This window comes from Exiguobacterium sp. s101, assembly GCF_018617835.1.
In the GTDB taxonomy this organism is placed as follows: domain Bacteria; phylum Bacillota; class Bacilli; order Exiguobacteriales; family Exiguobacteriaceae; genus Exiguobacterium; species Exiguobacterium marinum.
In genome coordinates this window covers 90,828-107,950 of the sequence record NZ_JACSKX010000011.1, presented here as the reverse complement: position 1 = coordinate 107,950, position 17,123 = coordinate 90,828, and the positions used below count along the sequence as shown (strand labels likewise).

Genomic DNA, 17,123 nt, shown 5'->3' with positions numbered 1-17,123 from the left:
ATATAGGGAAAACTGAAACAGAGCCAAAAGCAGGAAGTTTGTCAAAGGCTCGAATTCATCGATATGATGAACAAGTACCTACAACAAAGGGGATGAGTTTATGCCAACATTTAAAGGGAACAACGTGACATTACAAGGGAATCCAGTGAAAGTGGGAGACGAGGCTCCTGATTTCCGTGTTTTAACGACCGCTTTAGAAGAAGTGACATTAGCAAGTTACCCGGGTAAAAAACTGATCAGCGTCATTCCTTCGATTGATACAGGCGTATGTGACGCACAAACGCGTGAATTCAATGAGAAAGCTTCTTCACTTGGCGGAACGGTCTTGACCGTGTCGAACGACTTACCATTCGCACAGCGCCGTTGGTGTTCAGCATCTGGTCTAGATAACGTGGTCACACTCTCCGACCACCGCGATCTTTCATTCGCGAAAGCGTACGGAGTCTTAATTGAAGAAATGCGTCTTCTCGCACGTTCTGTGTTCGTCGTCGATTCAAATGGAACTGTGAAGTATGTTCAATATATGGATGAAATGACAGATGAAGTCGATTTTGAAGCGGCATTACAAGCGTTCGAACAAACGAATTGATTCGTTTGGCGAAATTGATTAAAATAGCTTACACTAGTATGTGAACCGACCGGTCCTCTTATGGGGGCCGGTTTTGTATGGAAAGGATGAACGAAAAATGGAACGTTTTGAACAACTGTATCGTGATTGGAAAACAGAAGCGAAAAAGCTCGTCAACGACTTAGATGTATTACCGATTGAGGCGCTTGTACAAGTGTTTGACCACGTCGAAATTGAAAAAGAAAAAATGGATGATGTGCGCAAAGCCATCAGCTTGCTCGTGCTTGAAGAAACGACACAACTTCCGCCGAACAATCAACCGACACCAGATGCGGTCAGTTTGTTCATAGGCTACTTGGCAACAAAGCTACTTAAGGACGAGGCGACAATCCTTGATCTTGGTAGCGGAACGGGTACACTATCGCATGCCGTCCTTTCCCAGTTGAAAGATGCGACAGCGCAAGCAGTCGAAGTCGATGAATTGTTACTCCGCCTTTCCTATTCTATAAGTAACTTATTAGGGGAGCCGGTATCATACTTCCATCAAGACGCCCTCGCTCCTCTATTTGTCGAGCCGAGCGATCTTTCGATTGCCGACTTACCGATCGGGTATTATCCGAACGATGAAGTCGCCGCCGAATATGATATGGAGCGAGAAGAAGGTCATTCGTACTCTCATTTTCTTATGATGGAACAAGCGATTCGTCATACGAAACCGGGTGGTCATGGATTGTTTGTCATTCCGAACAATTTGTTTGAACAGGATGATGAAGGGAAATTAAAACAATGGATGGACCGCGAGGCCGTCATCAAAGGGGTCATCCAGCTCCCGACGACGATGTTTAAAGATGAACGTTATGCGAAAAGTTTGTTGCTCCTTCAAAAAGTAGGGGAAGGCGTCACGCGTCCGAAACAAGCACTATTTGTTGAACTTCCATCGTTCACAGATGTAAGAGCAGTTGCCAATGTGGTGAAACAGATTGACGAATGGTTCAAAACAACACAAAAATAATGGACAAAATACTTGAAAAAGGTATGCGGAATCAAGTATCTTCATTATGATACAGTTATCAGTTTTAAATTGAACAGATAAATAAAAGCGTTTAAAACGAAAGTTAAGAGGTGTATGACATGACGAAAATTATGGCAGTCAATGCTGGTAGTTCATCGCTCAAGTTCCAATTACTCGAGATGCCTTCTGAAGAGTTGCTCGCAGTCGGACTTGTTGAGCGTGTAGGGAAAGAAGATGCAATTTTTACAATCAAGTATGGTGAAGGACAGAAGTTCAACGTGGTCACGCCACTTCACACACATAAAGAAGCGGTTGAATTGGCGTTGGAGAAATTAATCGAACTCGATATCATCCAATCGTTCGACGAGATTTCTGGCGTAGGTCACCGTGTGTTACACGGAAAAGAGTTGTATGCTGATTCGGTCGTCATCGACGAAGAAGTGATGAAGAATATCGAGTCTTTCACAGAGCTCGGACCACTTCACATCCCGCCGAACTTGACTGGGATTCGTGCTTTCCAAACAATCTTGCCAAATGTTTCACAAGTTGCAGTGTTCGATACGGCATTCCACCAGTCGATGCCAGAAGAGAACTTCTTGTACAGTCTTCCGTATGAATACTACACAGAACACGGTGTTCGAAAGTATGGTTTCCACGGTACTAGCCACAAGTATGTCACACAACGTGCGGCAGAACTTCTCGGCCGTCCGCTCGAAGATTTACGTTTAATCTCATGTCACCTAGGTAGCGGTGCATCAATCGCAGCCGTCGCAGGTGGTCGCTCAATCGATACAACAATGGGCTTCACACCACTAGAAGGAATTACAATGGGAACTCGTTCAGGTTCATTGGACCCTGCGCTCATTCCCTTCTTGATGCAAAAAACAGGGAAGTCTGCTGAAGATGTGTTGAATGTCATGAATAAAGAGTCCGGTGTTTATGGTCTTTCTGGTATTTCAAGTGACTTGCGTGACATCGAGCAAGCTGCTGCAGAAGGTAACCATCGTGCAGAAGTTTCGTTGAAAATCTTCTCGAACCGCATTCATGGTTATATCGGACAATATGCCGCTGAAATGAATGGTGTCGACGCCATTATCTTCACAGCAGGTGTCGGTGAGAACTCTGACGTCATCCGTGAGCGTATCCTCCGTGGTCTTGAATTTATGGGAGTGTACTGGGATCCTTCGCTTAACAGCGGTGCACGTGGTAAAGAATTGTTCATCAACTATCCACACTCACCAGTTAAGGTCATCATTATCCCGACAAACGAAGAATTGGTTATCGCACGGGACACGGTTCGCATCGCGAACCTCGTCGAAGAACACGCATAAAATAAATCTGCCCCACGTTACTTCAAGTAATGTGGGGGTTTTTTAGGTCTTTTTTCCTAATTAAACGAAGCGTGAATAGGAAAAAGGATTTTTTGTATGTAACATAAGGTGTATTATTTTGATTGTATTGTAATGTTTGAGTCATGAACGAACCATTTATTGGATGTTAATTATATAAAAATCTCTCTTTCGTTACAGACGGTCGGTTCAACGTAACAAATCGTTCGTTTTGACATCAATTTGTAATGTTTGTGTCACTCAAATGAACAGGAAGTGTAACGGCACTAACGGATATTTCATCATATAGTTATTTGGACGAAATATTCATTAGAACATGAAGTTCATCTGTCATATAAGTGATGAAATCGAATCTTAAACAAATTGACGAAGAGAGGACGAAAAACGTATGTTGAAAAAAATCATGACGCTATTACTTCTCGCCATCGCCGTGTTTGCATTTGCTTTACCAACTTCACCAGTGGAAGCAGCTACAAAAAAAGTATATGTTGCAACGAAATCAGGATCGAAATTGGTATATGCAGAGGGGAAATCGAATGCACGAGTGATTGGGAAGATTAAGGCGAGTGATCGTCTTCAACGAACGGGCTCTCGAGGTGCTTGGATTCGCGTGAACTATAATGGGAAGGCCGGATGGATTCCGACAAAAAACTTACGTACGGTGAGTGCTCCAAAACCAATCAAACCAGCAAGCGTTAAAACATATACGATGAAAGCATCAGCATATACTCCGTATTGCAGGGGATGTTCTGGTAAAACGGCACTCGGTTGGAATGTCCGCACTCAAAAGCGTAATGTTATCGCAGTGGACCCTCGTGTCATTCCACTCGGTACTAAAGTTCAAGTATACGTGGGAAGCAAGTCGTTAGGCATATATACAGCGGCTGACACAGGCGGCGCGATTAAAGGGAATAAAATCGATATCTTAATGTACTCACACAGTGCTGCGATTCAATTTGGTCGCAAAACGGTTACCGTTAAGGTGCTATAATTCCACATCAAAAGGGTCTTGCGATTGCGCAAGACCCTTTTTAAAATAAATGAACAGTTATTGGCGGACGATGAGAACGTCACACTTCGCATAACGGACGATGCTCTCAGATACGCTTCCGATAAAGAATCGTTCGACCGCGTTCAAACCGGTCGCGCCACAAATAATAAGGTCAATATCATGGTTAGGCGCAATCTTTTTAGAGATAGTTACTTTAGGGGAACCATATTCTATTACGGTTTCAACTTCTTTTACACCACGTTCTTTAGCTCGATTCACATAGTCTTCAAGCAATTCTCTGGCATATGTCTCAGCACGTTCAGTGATTGTCCGATCGTATGCTTCGACAGTCGCAAACGTTCGTGTATCAATGACGTGACCGACGTACAGTTTTCCTTCGTTACGAATCGTGACATCGATTGCTGTCTCAAATGCGCGTTCCGCCTCTTTAGAGCCGTCAACGGCAGATAAAATGTGTTTGTATACAATTGCCATGTGAATCCCAACCTTTCGCTCGAAATATACGTTCGGCTTACATATATAGTATACCACTTCTTTCAGTTTTCACGCTTTTTCGTTATGAAAATGAGTGAATTTTTTCATGATGTCGTTCACGACATGTCCAAGTTTGGAATTCGTGTGTTAGAACGGGTAAAATAAGGCGGAGGAGGTAAGGCGATGAAACATGTGATGATTACATCTGGTGCGAAAGGAATCGGTCGCGTCGTGACAGAACGTCTTATACAAGATGGTTGGTACGTCAGCATCTTGCAACGAAACCCAATCGACTGGGAGCACGAACATATACATATGATCGAGGCGGGATTGACGGACCGCGAACAACTGCTCTCGGCCTATGATGAAGCGGTCGAACGCTTTGGTGAACCGGACGCCTTGATTTTAAATGCAGGTCCATACATCTTTGAGCGCAAGCCGCTCGTTGAGTTGACGGATGAAGAGTGGGACGAAGTGCTCACCGGCAACCTATCTGCCTCATTTTGGTTGATGCGACGTGCGATTCCTTCAATGCGAACGAATCGGTTCGGACGCATCATCTCTTATGGTTTTCCGGAGAGTGGGTCGGCACCTGGTTGGATTCATCGTTCTGCGTTCGCTGCTGCAAAGACGGCGCTCGTCAGCTTGACGAAATCGGTCGCGTTAGAAGAGGCCCCGTTCGGAATTACGGCGAACATGGTCAACCCGGGAAATATCGTCGGGTCTCAAAAAGAGATGCGAATCGAGGAAGCTGAAGTGGATGAAGGAACGCCAGTAGGCCGGCACGGTACGGGAGAAGATATCGCCCGTCTGATTTCCTTCTTGTTACAAGAAGAATCGGATATGATCACTGGTGCCGTCATCGATGTGACAGGCGGGGTCAACGTCGTGCATCAGTATCGGAAGTGAGGGGTAGAAGGATGAAGATTGGGATTGTGACGGATGTTCACGGAAATCTAGAAGCGTTACAGGCGGTGCTTCACGCAATGGATGCACAACGAGTTGACGTCGTTTGGTCACTTGGTGATATGATTGCTATGGGGCCGGACTCCAATGCGGTCATGGAGCGATTGCTGGATCGGGGAGCGCATATGATTTCTGGAAATCATGACGAAGCAGTCATCTCGCTTTTGGCTGGACACGGTCACCCAGACAGTTACGCCCATACGCGTCCTCATCATGAGTGGGTCGCGCGTCACCTTGATACGAACTATATGGACGTATTGGAGTCGCTACCTCGAACGATCACTACCGAGTTAGCGGGGCAAACGGCATTCGGTATCCACTACCACATCCCTAATGAAAATTGGGAAGCCACGATTGTCGAAGAACCATTTCACGATATTCTTGAACCAACACTTGAAAATATGCAACGACTATACGGTGAATACGCTGGAGATGTCATCTTATTCGGACATCACCATCCTGTTCATTTGTTTGAAGATGATACGAAACGCTATGTCAATCCCGGTGCGCTCGGTGTTGCGCGGGATGAACTTGCTCGCTTTGCTATATTGTCAGAGGGAGAGACCGGAATCCGACTTGATTTAAAAGCAGTCCCTTACGATAAACGTACATTTTTAGAAAAGATGGAACGCCATGAGGTTCCTCAACGAGATGTCATGATGCGCTTATTCTATTAAAAGAAGTCATGTAAAAAAGTGCGATCCTTGAATGGACCGCACTTTTTTGTCATTCAATCTCTTGCAGTGTTTTGGGATAGCTCGTCAATGTGATCGGACCGCTCTCGGTCATAACGAGGTCATCTTCGATGCGGACACCGCCGACTCCTGGTAAATAGATCCCTGGTTCGACTGTGAAAGTCATACCGACTTGGGCGGTCGTGTCATTGTTCGCTGCCATCGATGGGTGTTCATGCACTTCGATTCCGATTCCGTGGCCAATTCGATGGGTGAAGTATTCGCCATACCCGGCGGATGTAATGACTTGACGGGCTGCAATATCGATTGCACCGAGTGTCGTTCCGACATTCGCCATCTCGATTGCTGCTTCTTCAGCTTGTAGAACCGTTTCATAAAGTTCACGTTGTTTCTTACTCGCTTCGCCGAAAACGACTGTACGTGTGATATCGGAGCAATATCCTTGCCAGACGACACCGAGGTCAAACAATGCGAAATCTCCTTTTTTCAAACGGTTATTGCCTGGGACCCCATGAGGGTCAGCGCTATTCTCGCCGAACAATACGAGCGTATCGAATGACATTTCACGAACCCCTTGCTGTTTCATGGCGTACTCGATGTCGGCGATGACTTCGAGCTCAGTCACGCCTTCGCGCAGGGAGCGAATTCCAGCTTCGATTGCCATATCTGCTAGCTCGGCAGCCCGTTTCATAACGCGAACTTCATCCGGTGATTTGATCATACGTAACGTTTGAAGTTCGTCAGTCAAATCAATGATAGACAAGCCGGCAAAACCGGCGCGGAGTTGTTCGACTCGATTGAATGTCAAATGCTCTCCTTCGATACCGATTCGTTCAGGAACGATTTGGTTGTCGAGGAATAACTTGACGATTTTGTCCCATGAATTCTCATGATCCATATACGTCACGATCTCACCTGACCAGTCAGTCGCTTCGACGATCCCTTTTTCAAGAGCAGGGCAGATAATGGCAGTTGTCCCGTTCTTTAAGACCAAGACGGCGATTAATCGTTCATGGGCTTCCGCATATACTCCCGAGAAATAAAATACGGACGCTTTCGATGTAATAAATGCCGCATCTAAGCCTTTTGTTGCTAGAGATTGTGCAATTTGATTAGTGCGTTGATTCAAGATGAATCCCTTCCCTTCTACCTCTTACGTTGACTTCTCGTCTATTATAGCTGTTTCGAAAACAGAAAGGAAATGTTCCAATTTTATTGGTACAGTTTGAACATGTTTGACTGATACAGTATAATGAACATAGTAGAAAATGTATTGAGAGAAGGGACTCCGCGTATGACCACAAAACATGAACAGATCATAGCACATATCGAATCACTCGATGTCGGGTCAAAAATATCGGTCCGTCAAATTGCAAAAGAATTGGCTGTGTCTGAAGGTACGGCTTACCGGGCCATCAAAGAAGCTGAGAACCTGGGCTTCGTTTCTACCATTGAACGTGTGGGGACGATTCGAATCAAGCGTAAACAAAAAGAGAATATCGAGAAACTCACATTTGCTGAAGTCGTTAATATCGTGGATGGACAAGTGTTAGGTGGACGGAACGGATTGCACAAGACGCTATCGAAATTTGTTATCGGTGCTATGAAGCTTGAGGCGATGATGCGATATATCGATGTCGACTCGCTTGTCATCATCGGGAACCGAGAAAAAGCGCATGAACTTGTCTTACAATCAGGCGGGGCTGTGTTGATCACGGGTGGGTTTGATACGACGGACGAAGTGAAGCGAATGGCAGATAAGTACGACATGCCTGTGATTTCTACATCATATGACAGTTTTACCGTCGCTACGATGATCAACCGCGCCATTTACGACCGACTGATCAAGAAAGAGATTTTACTTGTTTCGGACATTGTCATCCCACTCCATGACACGTTTTATTTGAAGGCTGATGACACTTTGAAACGTTGGCATGAATTGAACGAACGGACGAAGCATAATCGTTATCCGGTCATCGATGAACAGATGAAAGTGGTCGGTGTGATTACTGCGAAGGATGTGATTGACAAATCACATGATCATGATATCGAGAAGGTCATGACAAAAAGTCCAATTACGGTCGGGGTGCAGACTAGTGTGACCAATGCGGCGCACCAGATGGTTTGGGAAGGGATTGAGATGCTTCCTGTCGTCGATAACTATGGGCGCCTCCTCGGCATCATCAGTCGTCAGGATGTACTGAAGGCGTTGCAGCTGGCGAACCGTCAACCACAAGTCGGCGAAACGTTCGATAATATGATCACGAATCAACTAAAGGAAGACCCTGCATCGAACGGAACGGCCTTCACGGTTGAAGTCGCACCACAAATGACGAGTCATATGGGAACCGCCTCTTCCGGTGTGTTGACGACTTTGTTGGTAGAAGGGGCGACGCGTAGTCTGCGTCACATGAAAAAAGGGGACCTGGTGGTGGAGAACATCACAGTTTATTTCATGAAACCAATTCAGATTGAAAGTCAGATTCGGGTGTCTGCGAACGTCTTCGACCTTGGGCGAAAGTTCGGGAAAGTCGACGTAGAAATGACACAAGGTACACAACTTGTTGCCAAGGCACTCGTCACGGCACAATTGATTGATCGCTAACGAAAAGAGCACCTGCTACATTTGTAGCGGTGCTCTTTTTATGAAGGTGTATTCGTAGGTTCTTCCGCGGCGTGCGGATAGATTTTTCGGTAACGTATAAATCCGACAATCGCATTACCCAAGCCAACGACCAACATGACGATACTGACAATCCAACCGACAGTCGAATTCAATCCGAATCCACCAACCATTTGGTTCGCAGCGAATAACGCAAGGAATAAACTTAACCAGATTAAAGCTTGTGTGTTGAACAAAGCCTTACGGTTTGGCGTCTTTGTCAAAAAAGCACGGCGCTTGAAGACAAGGTACGCTCCGAGCGCGAACAAAATGAGTCCAATCATGACAAGTTGCAAGTGAAGGAACCCCTTTCTATCTCATAATCTGTTATCATCATACCATAATAGTGTGTAGGAAAGTGAGGAATCATCATGACGCAATGGCATGAAGCGGATACAATCAAATCCGAAATAGAGAAGGCAAACACCATTTTCATTCACCGCCACGTCCGACCGGATCCTGATGCATTAGGGAGCCAGCTTGGGTTACAGCGTATTTTAAAATCGGTTCATCCGGAAAAACAAATTTATGCGGTCGGTGGTATGGTTCCTGACCTCGAGTTTTTAGGGAAGATGGAGCACGTCGAGGAAGAAATGTACCGGGACGCGCTCGTCCTCATTTTGGATACGGCAAATCAAGAGCGAATTGATGGACCTTTTGCGTTGAATGGTAAGTCGATCATCAAAATAGACCACCACCCTGATGAAGACCCATATGCGATGACACAAATTGTAGACACATCGGTCAGCTCAACGTCTGAAATGATTGTGGAGCTTGCCAATCTTTGGGGTTATCCAATCGATCAAGAAGCGGCATTTTTACTTTATGCCGGAATCGTGGGCGATACGGGGCGCTTCCAGTTCCGAAATGCAACGGCGCGAACGTTTGAAATTGCTTCGTCGCTCATTGCAAAAGACATCGACACAAACAAGTTGTATCGCCAAATGTATAAGACCAACTTAGCGACTCTTCAATTACAAGGTTACGTACTGCAGCATGTCAACGTCACTGATGAAGGTGTCGGTTATGTGAAGATTGACAAGGATGTACTAAGGGCGTTTCACGCTTCCCCAGAAGCGGCGTCTCAACTCGTCAATAGTTTTTCGGGTCTTGAAGGATTGAAATGTTGGGTCATGTTCGTAGAGAACAAAGAAGAGATTCGTGTTCGGATTCGTTCTAAAGGCCCTGTCATCAACGAAGTGGCCAAACGATACCGTGGAGGTGGCCATCCGATGGCGGCTGGAGCTACGGTTGATACGTGGGAAGAGATGGATGACGTCATTGCTGCTCTGAATGAAGTAGCGGACGGATTCACGTTTGAAGAAAATGAAGAGAGCTGACCGCGGTCAGCTCTCTTCATTTGTCTCCATTTTCTTTTGGAATGAACCATGTGCCGCGGTCGGTCACGTCTTCGACGACATCGAGTTGATACTCTGTAATATACTTTCGAAGCCGGTCGATGATTTCCGGACTGTCCGCAAAAACGGTTTGGCCGTTCTGTAATTTCTCTAACTTATCGCGTGCAATCTGTCCCCGATTGATAATCATACGCTTTTACCCCCTTTTGTCATGAGTTTTGTCTATAATTATTGTATCAGAGAAGTGATGAATTGAGTTTGACAATTCAATTAATATAGAAAGGAGGACAACGATGATTCATCTGAATGTCAGAACTGCTTATAGCTTACTACAAAGTACAATTCGACTAGAACAATACGTCTTGCAGATGACCGAGCGTGGAAGTCGTTCAGTTGCGATTGCAGATGATGCCTTTTATGGTGTCCCGACATTTTTATCCTATTGTAAACGATATGGGGTGAAACCGCTCATTGGACTGAGGACAATCCTCCGTTTAGACGGACTAGATGTTTCGGTGCTTGCATATGCGTCGAACGAAGCAGAGCTTCAGGAACAATATCGAATCATCAAAATGGGAGGAATTGAAGACCGAACGACGATGCCGCTCATTATCCTTCCTGAAAATTGGAAGGCGAATGATCCGGTTCATCGGCGTCGCCTTTATCATCAACTGCTCTCCTATGTAGATGAAGATAAGCTCTGGCTCGGACTCCCAGCACCTCAGACGACTGAGCAAGTGCAAGTGTTGAAGCAACTTCGTCTCATGCGCGAAGAGCTTGCTGTTCAATTGATTCCTGCCCCTGAAACAAGGTATATGCGACCAGAGGATATAGAAGGGTTTCGAGCCGTCTCTGCAATTCGTGAGGGGGATGTGATGTCGAATGAAGACGTGCGACAAAAAGGGTTACATGTTCGTCTTCCGAGCGAGATGAACGACTGGTTCACAATAGAAGAGTTAGCGGAACTCAATCGATTTGAATCACGTATTCAACTCGATCAACTTCCTCATGCGGAAGGGGCGATTCCAGAACTGCCTGATGCTGACCAAAACTTGAAACGACTCGTGGGTGAACGCCTGAAATCGATGGAACTCTTAAAGGAACCTTATATCGAGCGAGCAAAGTTCGAACTGGATGTCATTGCAAAGACCGGATTTTCTTCCTATTTTTTGATCGTCGAAGACATCATTCGATTCGCCCGAGAATCTGGTATTGAAGTGGGACCGGGTCGGGGATCGGCGGCAGGTTCACTCGTTAGTTTTGCCCTCCATATTACAGAAGTCGACCCGGTTCATTACGGATTGTTATTTGAACGATTTTTAAATCCTGAACGCGTGTCGATGCCAGATATTGATTTAGACTTTGAAGATGAGCGTCGAGAAGAAGTCGTATCGTACGTGTTGTCAGAATACGGGGAAACGCATGCGGCACAAATCGGGACGCTCGCGACGTTTGGAGCAAAGGCAGCGATTCGAGACGTCGCCAGAGCGCTCGGCATGACATTAGAAGAAGGACAGGCTGCAAGTAAACAAGTGAAATCGGGTGGGTTAGACGAATTGATGTCGAACCCGAAACAAATGAAATGGTTCGTTGGTAGTCAAAAGCGGCAGCAATTGTTACAAATTGCGAAGCAGTTAGAAGGTTTGCCTCGCCAATCATCGGTTCACGCGGCCGGTATCGTTCTTAGTCGCCAGCCGATTGAAGAAGTGACGCCGCTCCAACCTGGAATAGAAGAGTATGTAACACAATATAATATGAAGGATTTGGAAGAGGTCGGGCTGCTGAAAATCGATTTACTAGGCTTGCGGAACTTGAGTCGCTTACGAAAGATGGAAGATTTGATTCGAGAAAGTGATGCCCTGTTCTCACTGAAAACCATTCCGTTACACGATGCCCGGACATATCGTTTGTTAGCTAGAGGAGAGACAAATGGCATCTTCCAGTTCGAGTCGACTGGGATGAAACAAGCGCTTCGGCAAGTGAAGCCAACTGAGTTTGAAGATATCGTTGTGACGATGTCACTCTATCGCCCGGGACCAATGCAGTTCATCGAAACGTATGCCAAACGAAAGAATGGTTTGCCTTACCAACAAATTCATCCAGCCGTAGAAGACGTCATGAAACCTACGTACGGGGTACTCGTTTATCAAGAACAGGTCATGAGACTACTTCGAAAGCTTGGAGGTTATTCATACGCTGAGGCGGATTTGGTCAGACGAGCGATTGCTAAAAAAGATATTGGCACGATTGAGCGAGAACGGGAACGATTTTTAAAACAGGCAGAAAAGAATAACCGGGATGTGTTGACGCAAATCTTTTCTTGGATTGAAAAGTTCGCGGGATATGGATTCAACCGATCCCACGCTGTCGCCTACAGTTTGATCAGCTACCGGTTGGCTTATGTCAAAGCACATTTCCCTCGTGTCTTTCATGTGGTGACATCGGAAAAGACGAGTGAACTCGTCAGATTGTTGCGAAAAGATCAAATTCCGGTGTATCCACCAGACGTCTTACACGGTCACGCCGAGGCGACGCTTGAAGGACCTGGCGTCCGACTCGGGTTAAAAGCAATCCAAGGATTGACCAAACGTGATGTCGAACGTCTGATTGAGCTGAATGGGCAATTGAAAGATGTCAGAACTCTTCAAGAAGCTATGGAGTGGAAGAATAAAGACCAGTTTAAATTACGTCGTTTACTTGGTGCGGGCGCGCTCGACCGGATGTATCACGGCGACCGGACAAGTGCTTTTGAAGCAGTCGAACGTTTGCGAGAAGAGGCAGGAACGCATTTTTTGCCCGACGAACTGTCATCGCTTGGACTCAAACAGAAGAAAGTAAAAGAACCAAATTGGTCTGAAGAAGAGAGAGAAGCGCTCGGAACATGGGTGGTGCACTCTCCACTGACCGCTATTTCGAATGTTGGGATTGAACCGTCTACAATTGACAACATCATAAACGGGACGAATGGTTACCTTATCGTTTACGTAGATGACGTGCGTACATTTCTAACGAAAAAGCAGGAACGAATGGGAATCATCATGGTTGACGATGGTATGACACAAGAAGAAGTCGTCGTATTTCCACGAACATTTAGTCAATTCGGACGCTCCCTTTATGTCGGTAATATTTTATTACTTGAGGTTCATACGAATGAACGAGATGGACGAAAACAACTGATTGTCGAACGGATACGTCCGTTGCATGGGCAGGCATTGTTTGTAAGGCTTACATCAGATCGATTCCCCGAACTCGAAGATTGGATACAACGTGCTCAGGGAGATGTCCCGGTTGTCTGTCGATTCACGGATTCAAAGGAAGTGAAACAGTTGGCGTCAGCTTACTCAATCAACCCGAATGAGGAGTACGTGGCTGAGGCGAAGAAAAAATTCGGCGAAGAAAATGTTGTGTTAAAACGAATCGATACGAAAATGGATGGTCCGAAAACTAGTACCAAGTCCTAAAAAGTGATATAATCGTACTAATTGGTCTGACCACTTGAGTGTGATAAGTGATTCAAAAAGGGAGTTGAACGGTCAGATGCATGAAAAATACGCATCCTCATTTCACGAAAATATTTCAAAAATACGAATGTTAATCGTTCAATCGTCTTTAGTTCCAGGTGATCGGCTTCCGTCCGAACGTGAACTCGCCGAAACACTGTCGATTAGCCGTGCTTCTGTTCGCGAAGCGTTACGAGCATTGAGCTTTTTAGGCATCGTGGAGACGAGACGTGGTGGTGGTACATTTTTATGTGAACAAGACCGACACCGTTACATTGAGATTTTATCAGAGTTCATTGTGACCAAACAGACGAAAGAGTCCGATATTATCGAGATGCTTCGCTTGTTAGAACGAATGGCGTTTTCAGAAGTTGAACCGACAATGGAACGGCTGACTCAATTAGAAGCCGTGATTGATAATGATCGATTGTTTCGTCAGCAAATCATCTTTCAATTAAAGAATGAATTGTTTATTCGAATTTGGAGCGAACTCAATCGATTTTTTGACGGACTAGACGCTGGAGATCTATATACCCTCGAGGAACGAAAACGATTTCTCGAGATGTGGCGTGGAATGGGGATGCCGGAATGAACGAGGGGGAAGCGATGACTGCTTTTTTCAAGAAACCAAAACGATACATGCCATTGCGTCAAAGAGAGCCAAAGATTGACGCACCACAGGGATTAATGACGAAATGTCCATCTTGTAAATATATGCACTATACAAAACAGTTAAATGAAAATCATAAAGTATGTGACTGTGGTTATCATTTTCCGCTTCATGCACAAGAACGGATTGATATGCTTGTCGACAAAGGGTCGTTTGAACGTTTTGCAGGACCTTCTGTCAAAACGAATCCGCTCAATTTTCCTGACTATGAAGAAAAGTTGGATAAAGACCGGGAACGGACCGGAATTGAGGAGGCAGTCATTTGTGGAAGGGCGACGATTGATGGACTACCGCTTGTCATCTGCGTAATGGATGCCAGATTCAGAATGGGGTCAATGGGGGCTTACGTGGGAGAAGCTATCGCTTCCGCTGTCCGTACAGCAACATCTCTCGGTCTACCGGTTGTCTTATTCACGGCGTCAGGCGGAGCTAGGATGCAAGAAGGAATGGTCAGCTTGATGCAAATGGCGAATACATCCATTGCATTAAAAGAACATGATGAGGCCGGGCTTCTATATATAGCGTATTTGACACATCCGACGACAGGCGGCGTCTCAGCAAGTTTCGCGATGCTTGGCGATTTGAACGTCGCAGAACCAGGAGCGCTGATCGGGTTTGCAGGACGCCGAATCATCGAACAGACGATTCGGGAAAAACTCCCGGAGAACTTCCAAACAGCAGAATTTCTACTCGAGTCGGGGCAACTAGATGCGGTAATTCATCGCGAACAGATGCGTTCGTTCTTGAAGAAAATGATTGGATTACACGATGGGGGTGTTCGTCATGTTTGACCCAATCAAAGAAGTGACTGAACAATTAAATAAACTACGTGAAACGGCCGAAACAAAAGGTATCGATCTGTCCCGTGAGATTCGCCATCTCGAGTTAAAGCTCGACCGATTAGAAAAAGATATTTATGGGAATATGAAACCGTGGGACCGCGTTCAACTAGCTCGAAACCCGAAACGACCGACAACGCTCGATTATATTCAGCATCTGTTCCCTGATTTTTTGGAACTTCATGGAGACCGGCATGGGTATGACGATGCAGCGATTGTTTCGGGACTTGCGACATTTGAAGGGGTGCCGGTTACGGTCATCGGTCACCAGCGTGGTCGGAATACGAAAGAGAACATGAGGCGGAACTTTGGGATGCCGCATCCGGAAGGATACCGAAAAGCATTGCGCTTCATGAAGCAAGCTGAAAAGTTCAATCGCCCGATTTTAACATTTATCGATACGAAAGGGGCTTACCCCGGAAAAGCCGCTGAAGAACGCGGTCAAAGCGAAGCGATTGCTCGAAACTTGTTTGAGATGGCGACGCTGAAAGTGCCGATCGTGTCCGTCGTCATTGGAGAAGGTGGTTCTGGAGGCGCACTTGGAATTGGCGTTTGCGATCGTTTATTGATGCTTGAGAATAGTACGTATTCGGTCATCTCGCCGGAAGGTGCGGCGGCACTTCTATGGAAAGATGCGAAGCAAGCGGAACGCGCGGCAGAAACGATGAAAATTACAGCGCAAGATTTGCTCAACTTAGGGATTGTAGATGAGGTTGTGGGAGAAGTGTATGGGGGTGCACATGTTGATGTGTCATTACAGTCATCGCTCTTAAAGACTGTATTATTACAGCATATGAATGAGTTGCTCGGTCAGTCGACTTCTCAACTGATTCAAGGGCGGGCGACCAAATATCATCAAATTGGCACAATTAGTGAGTGAAAACGGTATCAATGGCTTTGAATATGGCTTTATTCATTCATGAAGTGACTGCTTTATAACATACCCTATGCATTTTTTTCACATACTTGTGTTGTAAAACAAAGGTCAGACATGGTATTTTATTTTCAGATTTCGTTAAAACACATAAGAGGTGAGTGACGTGAATTTAAAACGTATTGCGGTATTAACAAGCGGAGGAGACGCTCCTGGAATGAACGCAGCTGTCCGTGCAGTGACTCGAAAAGCGATTTTCGAAGGTCTTGAAGTATATGGTGTATATAACGGCTATCAAGGATTAATCGAAGGTGATCTAGTCGAGTTAAACCTTGGATCAGTCGGCGACATCATTCAACGTGGAGGTACGTTCCTTCGCTCTGCACGCTGTCCTGAGTTCAGAACAGAAGAAGGTCGAGCAAAAGCAGTTGAACAGTTGAAGCAATTCAACATCGATGCTCTCGTGGTCATCGGTGGAGATGGCTCTTATCGTGGAGCTCAAAAATTAACAGATCTTGGGTTCCCAACAATCGGCCTTCCGGGTACAATCGATAACGATATCCCGGGAACGGATGCGACAATCGGTTTTGATACAGCGCTCAACACAGCACTTGATGCGATTGACAAAATTCGTGACACGGCTTCATCTCATGAACGTACGTATGTCATTGAAGTGATGGGTCGCGATGCTGGTGATATCGCACTCTATTCTGGTCTTGCTGGTGGTGCAGAGTCGATTCTCGTTCCAGAACGTCCAGAAGATTTGAGCGCAATCGTGGAACGAATTAACCACGGAATTGCACGCGGTAAGAAACACTCGATCGTCATCGTTGCTGAAGGTGCGGGAAGTGCGGAAGAAATCGGTAAATTGATTGCCGAGAAGACGAACTCAGAAACACGCGTCACGATTCTTGGACACATTCAACGTGGTGGTTCCCCAACTGCTGCTGACCGTGTACTTGCAAGTCGTATGGGCGCATACGCTGTTGAGATTTTACTTGAAGGAAAAGCGGGCCGGGTCGTCGGAATCCGTAACAACAAGATGTTGGATCTTGACATCGATGAGGCGCTCGACAACAACAAGCACACGATTGATATGCAATTGATCGACCTTGTCAATCAGTTGTCGATTTAAACGATTCAC

General features: G+C 45.8%; 17 protein-coding genes. 13 read left to right on the top strand and 4 right to left on the bottom strand.

What is annotated here, in order from left to right:
• Window positions 1-100 precede the first annotated feature (100 nt).
• The 4 genes from tpx (at window position 101) to KNO76_RS14195 (ending at window position 3,920) form a co-directional block, all read left to right on the top strand.
• Window positions 101-589: a thiol peroxidase gene (tpx, locus tag KNO76_RS10580; protein ID WP_214885305.1), complete on the top strand. Its 489-nt coding sequence runs from the start codon at window positions 101-103 to the stop codon at window positions 587-589.
• 97 nt (window positions 590-686) lie between these two features.
• Window positions 687-1,580 (top strand): class I SAM-dependent methyltransferase, encoded by an 894-nt coding sequence (locus KNO76_RS10575; RefSeq protein ID WP_214885303.1) that lies wholly within the window; start codon window positions 687-689, stop codon window positions 1,578-1,580.
• Window positions 1,581-1,699: 119 nt separating this feature from the next.
• Window positions 1,700-2,911 carry an acetate kinase gene (locus KNO76_RS10570; RefSeq protein ID WP_026825592.1) on the top strand — a complete coding sequence of 404 codons (1,212 nt, stop codon included), beginning with the start codon at window positions 1,700-1,702 and terminating at the stop codon, window positions 2,909-2,911.
• Window positions 2,912-3,317: 406 nt separating this feature from the next.
• The gene (locus KNO76_RS14195; protein ID WP_214885301.1) at window positions 3,318-3,920 is read left to right on the top strand and encodes a 3D domain-containing protein; all 603 of its coding nucleotides are present in this window, start codon (window positions 3,318-3,320) and stop codon (window positions 3,918-3,920) included.
• 57 nt (window positions 3,921-3,977) lie between these two features.
• Here the strand turns inward: KNO76_RS14195 and KNO76_RS10560 are convergent, their stop codons facing one another.
• Window positions 3,978-4,415: a universal stress protein gene (locus KNO76_RS10560; RefSeq protein WP_214885300.1), complete on the bottom strand. Its 438-nt coding sequence runs from the start codon at window positions 4,413-4,415 to the stop codon at window positions 3,978-3,980.
• Between the two features lie 183 nt (window positions 4,416-4,598).
• On the opposite strand from KNO76_RS10560, the gene KNO76_RS10555 reads away from it, so the two are divergent.
• Both KNO76_RS10555 and KNO76_RS10550 read left to right on the top strand, forming a co-directional pair.
• A complete protein-coding gene (locus KNO76_RS10555; protein WP_214885299.1) occupies window positions 4,599-5,324 on the top strand; it encodes an SDR family oxidoreductase in 726 nt (241 codons plus the stop codon).
• A gap of 11 nt (window positions 5,325-5,335) precedes the next feature.
• Window positions 5,336-6,058, top strand: coding sequence for a metallophosphoesterase family protein (locus tag KNO76_RS10550; protein WP_214885298.1), 723 nt, complete (start codon window positions 5,336-5,338; stop codon window positions 6,056-6,058).
• A gap of 49 nt (window positions 6,059-6,107) precedes the next feature.
• Here KNO76_RS10550 and KNO76_RS10545 read toward each other — a convergent pair whose 3' ends face one another.
• Entirely contained in the window at window positions 6,108-7,205 is a 1,098-nt protein-coding gene (locus KNO76_RS10545) for a M24 family metallopeptidase (protein WP_214885297.1), read from the bottom strand.
• A 165-nt stretch (window positions 7,206-7,370) separates the two neighbouring features.
• On the opposite strand from KNO76_RS10545, the gene KNO76_RS10540 reads away from it, so the two are divergent.
• The gene (locus KNO76_RS10540; RefSeq protein ID WP_026825598.1) at window positions 7,371-8,681 is read left to right on the top strand and encodes a DRTGG domain-containing protein; all 1,311 of its coding nucleotides are present in this window, start codon (window positions 7,371-7,373) and stop codon (window positions 8,679-8,681) included.
• A gap of 38 nt (window positions 8,682-8,719) precedes the next feature.
• On the opposite strand, the gene KNO76_RS10535 is transcribed toward KNO76_RS10540, so the two are convergent.
• Complete coding sequence (locus KNO76_RS10535) at window positions 8,720-9,034, bottom strand: YtpI family protein (protein ID WP_034770953.1); 315 nt, start codon at window positions 9,032-9,034, stop codon at window positions 8,720-8,722.
• A 75-nt stretch (window positions 9,035-9,109) separates the two neighbouring features.
• Between KNO76_RS10535 and KNO76_RS10530 the strand changes: the two genes are divergently transcribed.
• Window positions 9,110-10,078: a DHH family phosphoesterase gene (locus tag KNO76_RS10530; protein ID WP_214885296.1), complete on the top strand. Its 969-nt coding sequence runs from the start codon at window positions 9,110-9,112 to the stop codon at window positions 10,076-10,078.
• Window positions 10,079-10,094: 16 nt separating this feature from the next.
• Here the strand turns inward: KNO76_RS10530 and KNO76_RS10525 are convergent, their stop codons facing one another.
• Window positions 10,095-10,286, bottom strand: coding sequence for a YtzJ family protein (locus KNO76_RS10525; RefSeq protein ID WP_026825601.1), 192 nt, complete (start codon window positions 10,284-10,286; stop codon window positions 10,095-10,097).
• Between the two features lie 103 nt (window positions 10,287-10,389).
• Between KNO76_RS10525 and dnaE the strand changes: the two genes are divergently transcribed.
• The 5 genes from dnaE (at window position 10,390) to pfkA (ending at window position 17,114) form a co-directional block, all read left to right on the top strand.
• Window positions 10,390-13,557, top strand: a complete 3,168-nt coding sequence (gene dnaE, locus KNO76_RS10520; protein WP_214885295.1) for a DNA polymerase III subunit alpha — start codon at window positions 10,390-10,392, stop codon at window positions 13,555-13,557.
• A gap of 76 nt (window positions 13,558-13,633) precedes the next feature.
• Window positions 13,634-14,188: a FadR/GntR family transcriptional regulator gene (locus KNO76_RS10515; protein WP_214885293.1), complete on the top strand. Its 555-nt coding sequence runs from the start codon at window positions 13,634-13,636 to the stop codon at window positions 14,186-14,188.
• Window positions 14,189-14,202: 14 nt separating this feature from the next.
• Complete coding sequence (accD, locus tag KNO76_RS10510) at window positions 14,203-15,057, top strand: acetyl-CoA carboxylase, carboxyltransferase subunit beta (protein WP_214885316.1); 855 nt, start codon at window positions 14,203-14,205, stop codon at window positions 15,055-15,057.
• The gene (locus tag KNO76_RS10505; RefSeq protein WP_214699156.1) at window positions 15,050-15,985 is read left to right on the top strand and encodes an acetyl-CoA carboxylase carboxyltransferase subunit alpha; all 936 of its coding nucleotides are present in this window, start codon (window positions 15,050-15,052) and stop codon (window positions 15,983-15,985) included. Before accD ends, KNO76_RS10505 begins: the two co-directional genes overlap by 8 nt.
• Before the next feature lie 160 nt (window positions 15,986-16,145).
• Window positions 16,146-17,114: a 6-phosphofructokinase gene (gene pfkA / locus KNO76_RS10500; RefSeq protein ID WP_214885288.1), complete on the top strand. Its 969-nt coding sequence runs from the start codon at window positions 16,146-16,148 to the stop codon at window positions 17,112-17,114.
• The last annotated feature ends 9 nt before the right edge of the window (window positions 17,115-17,123 follow it).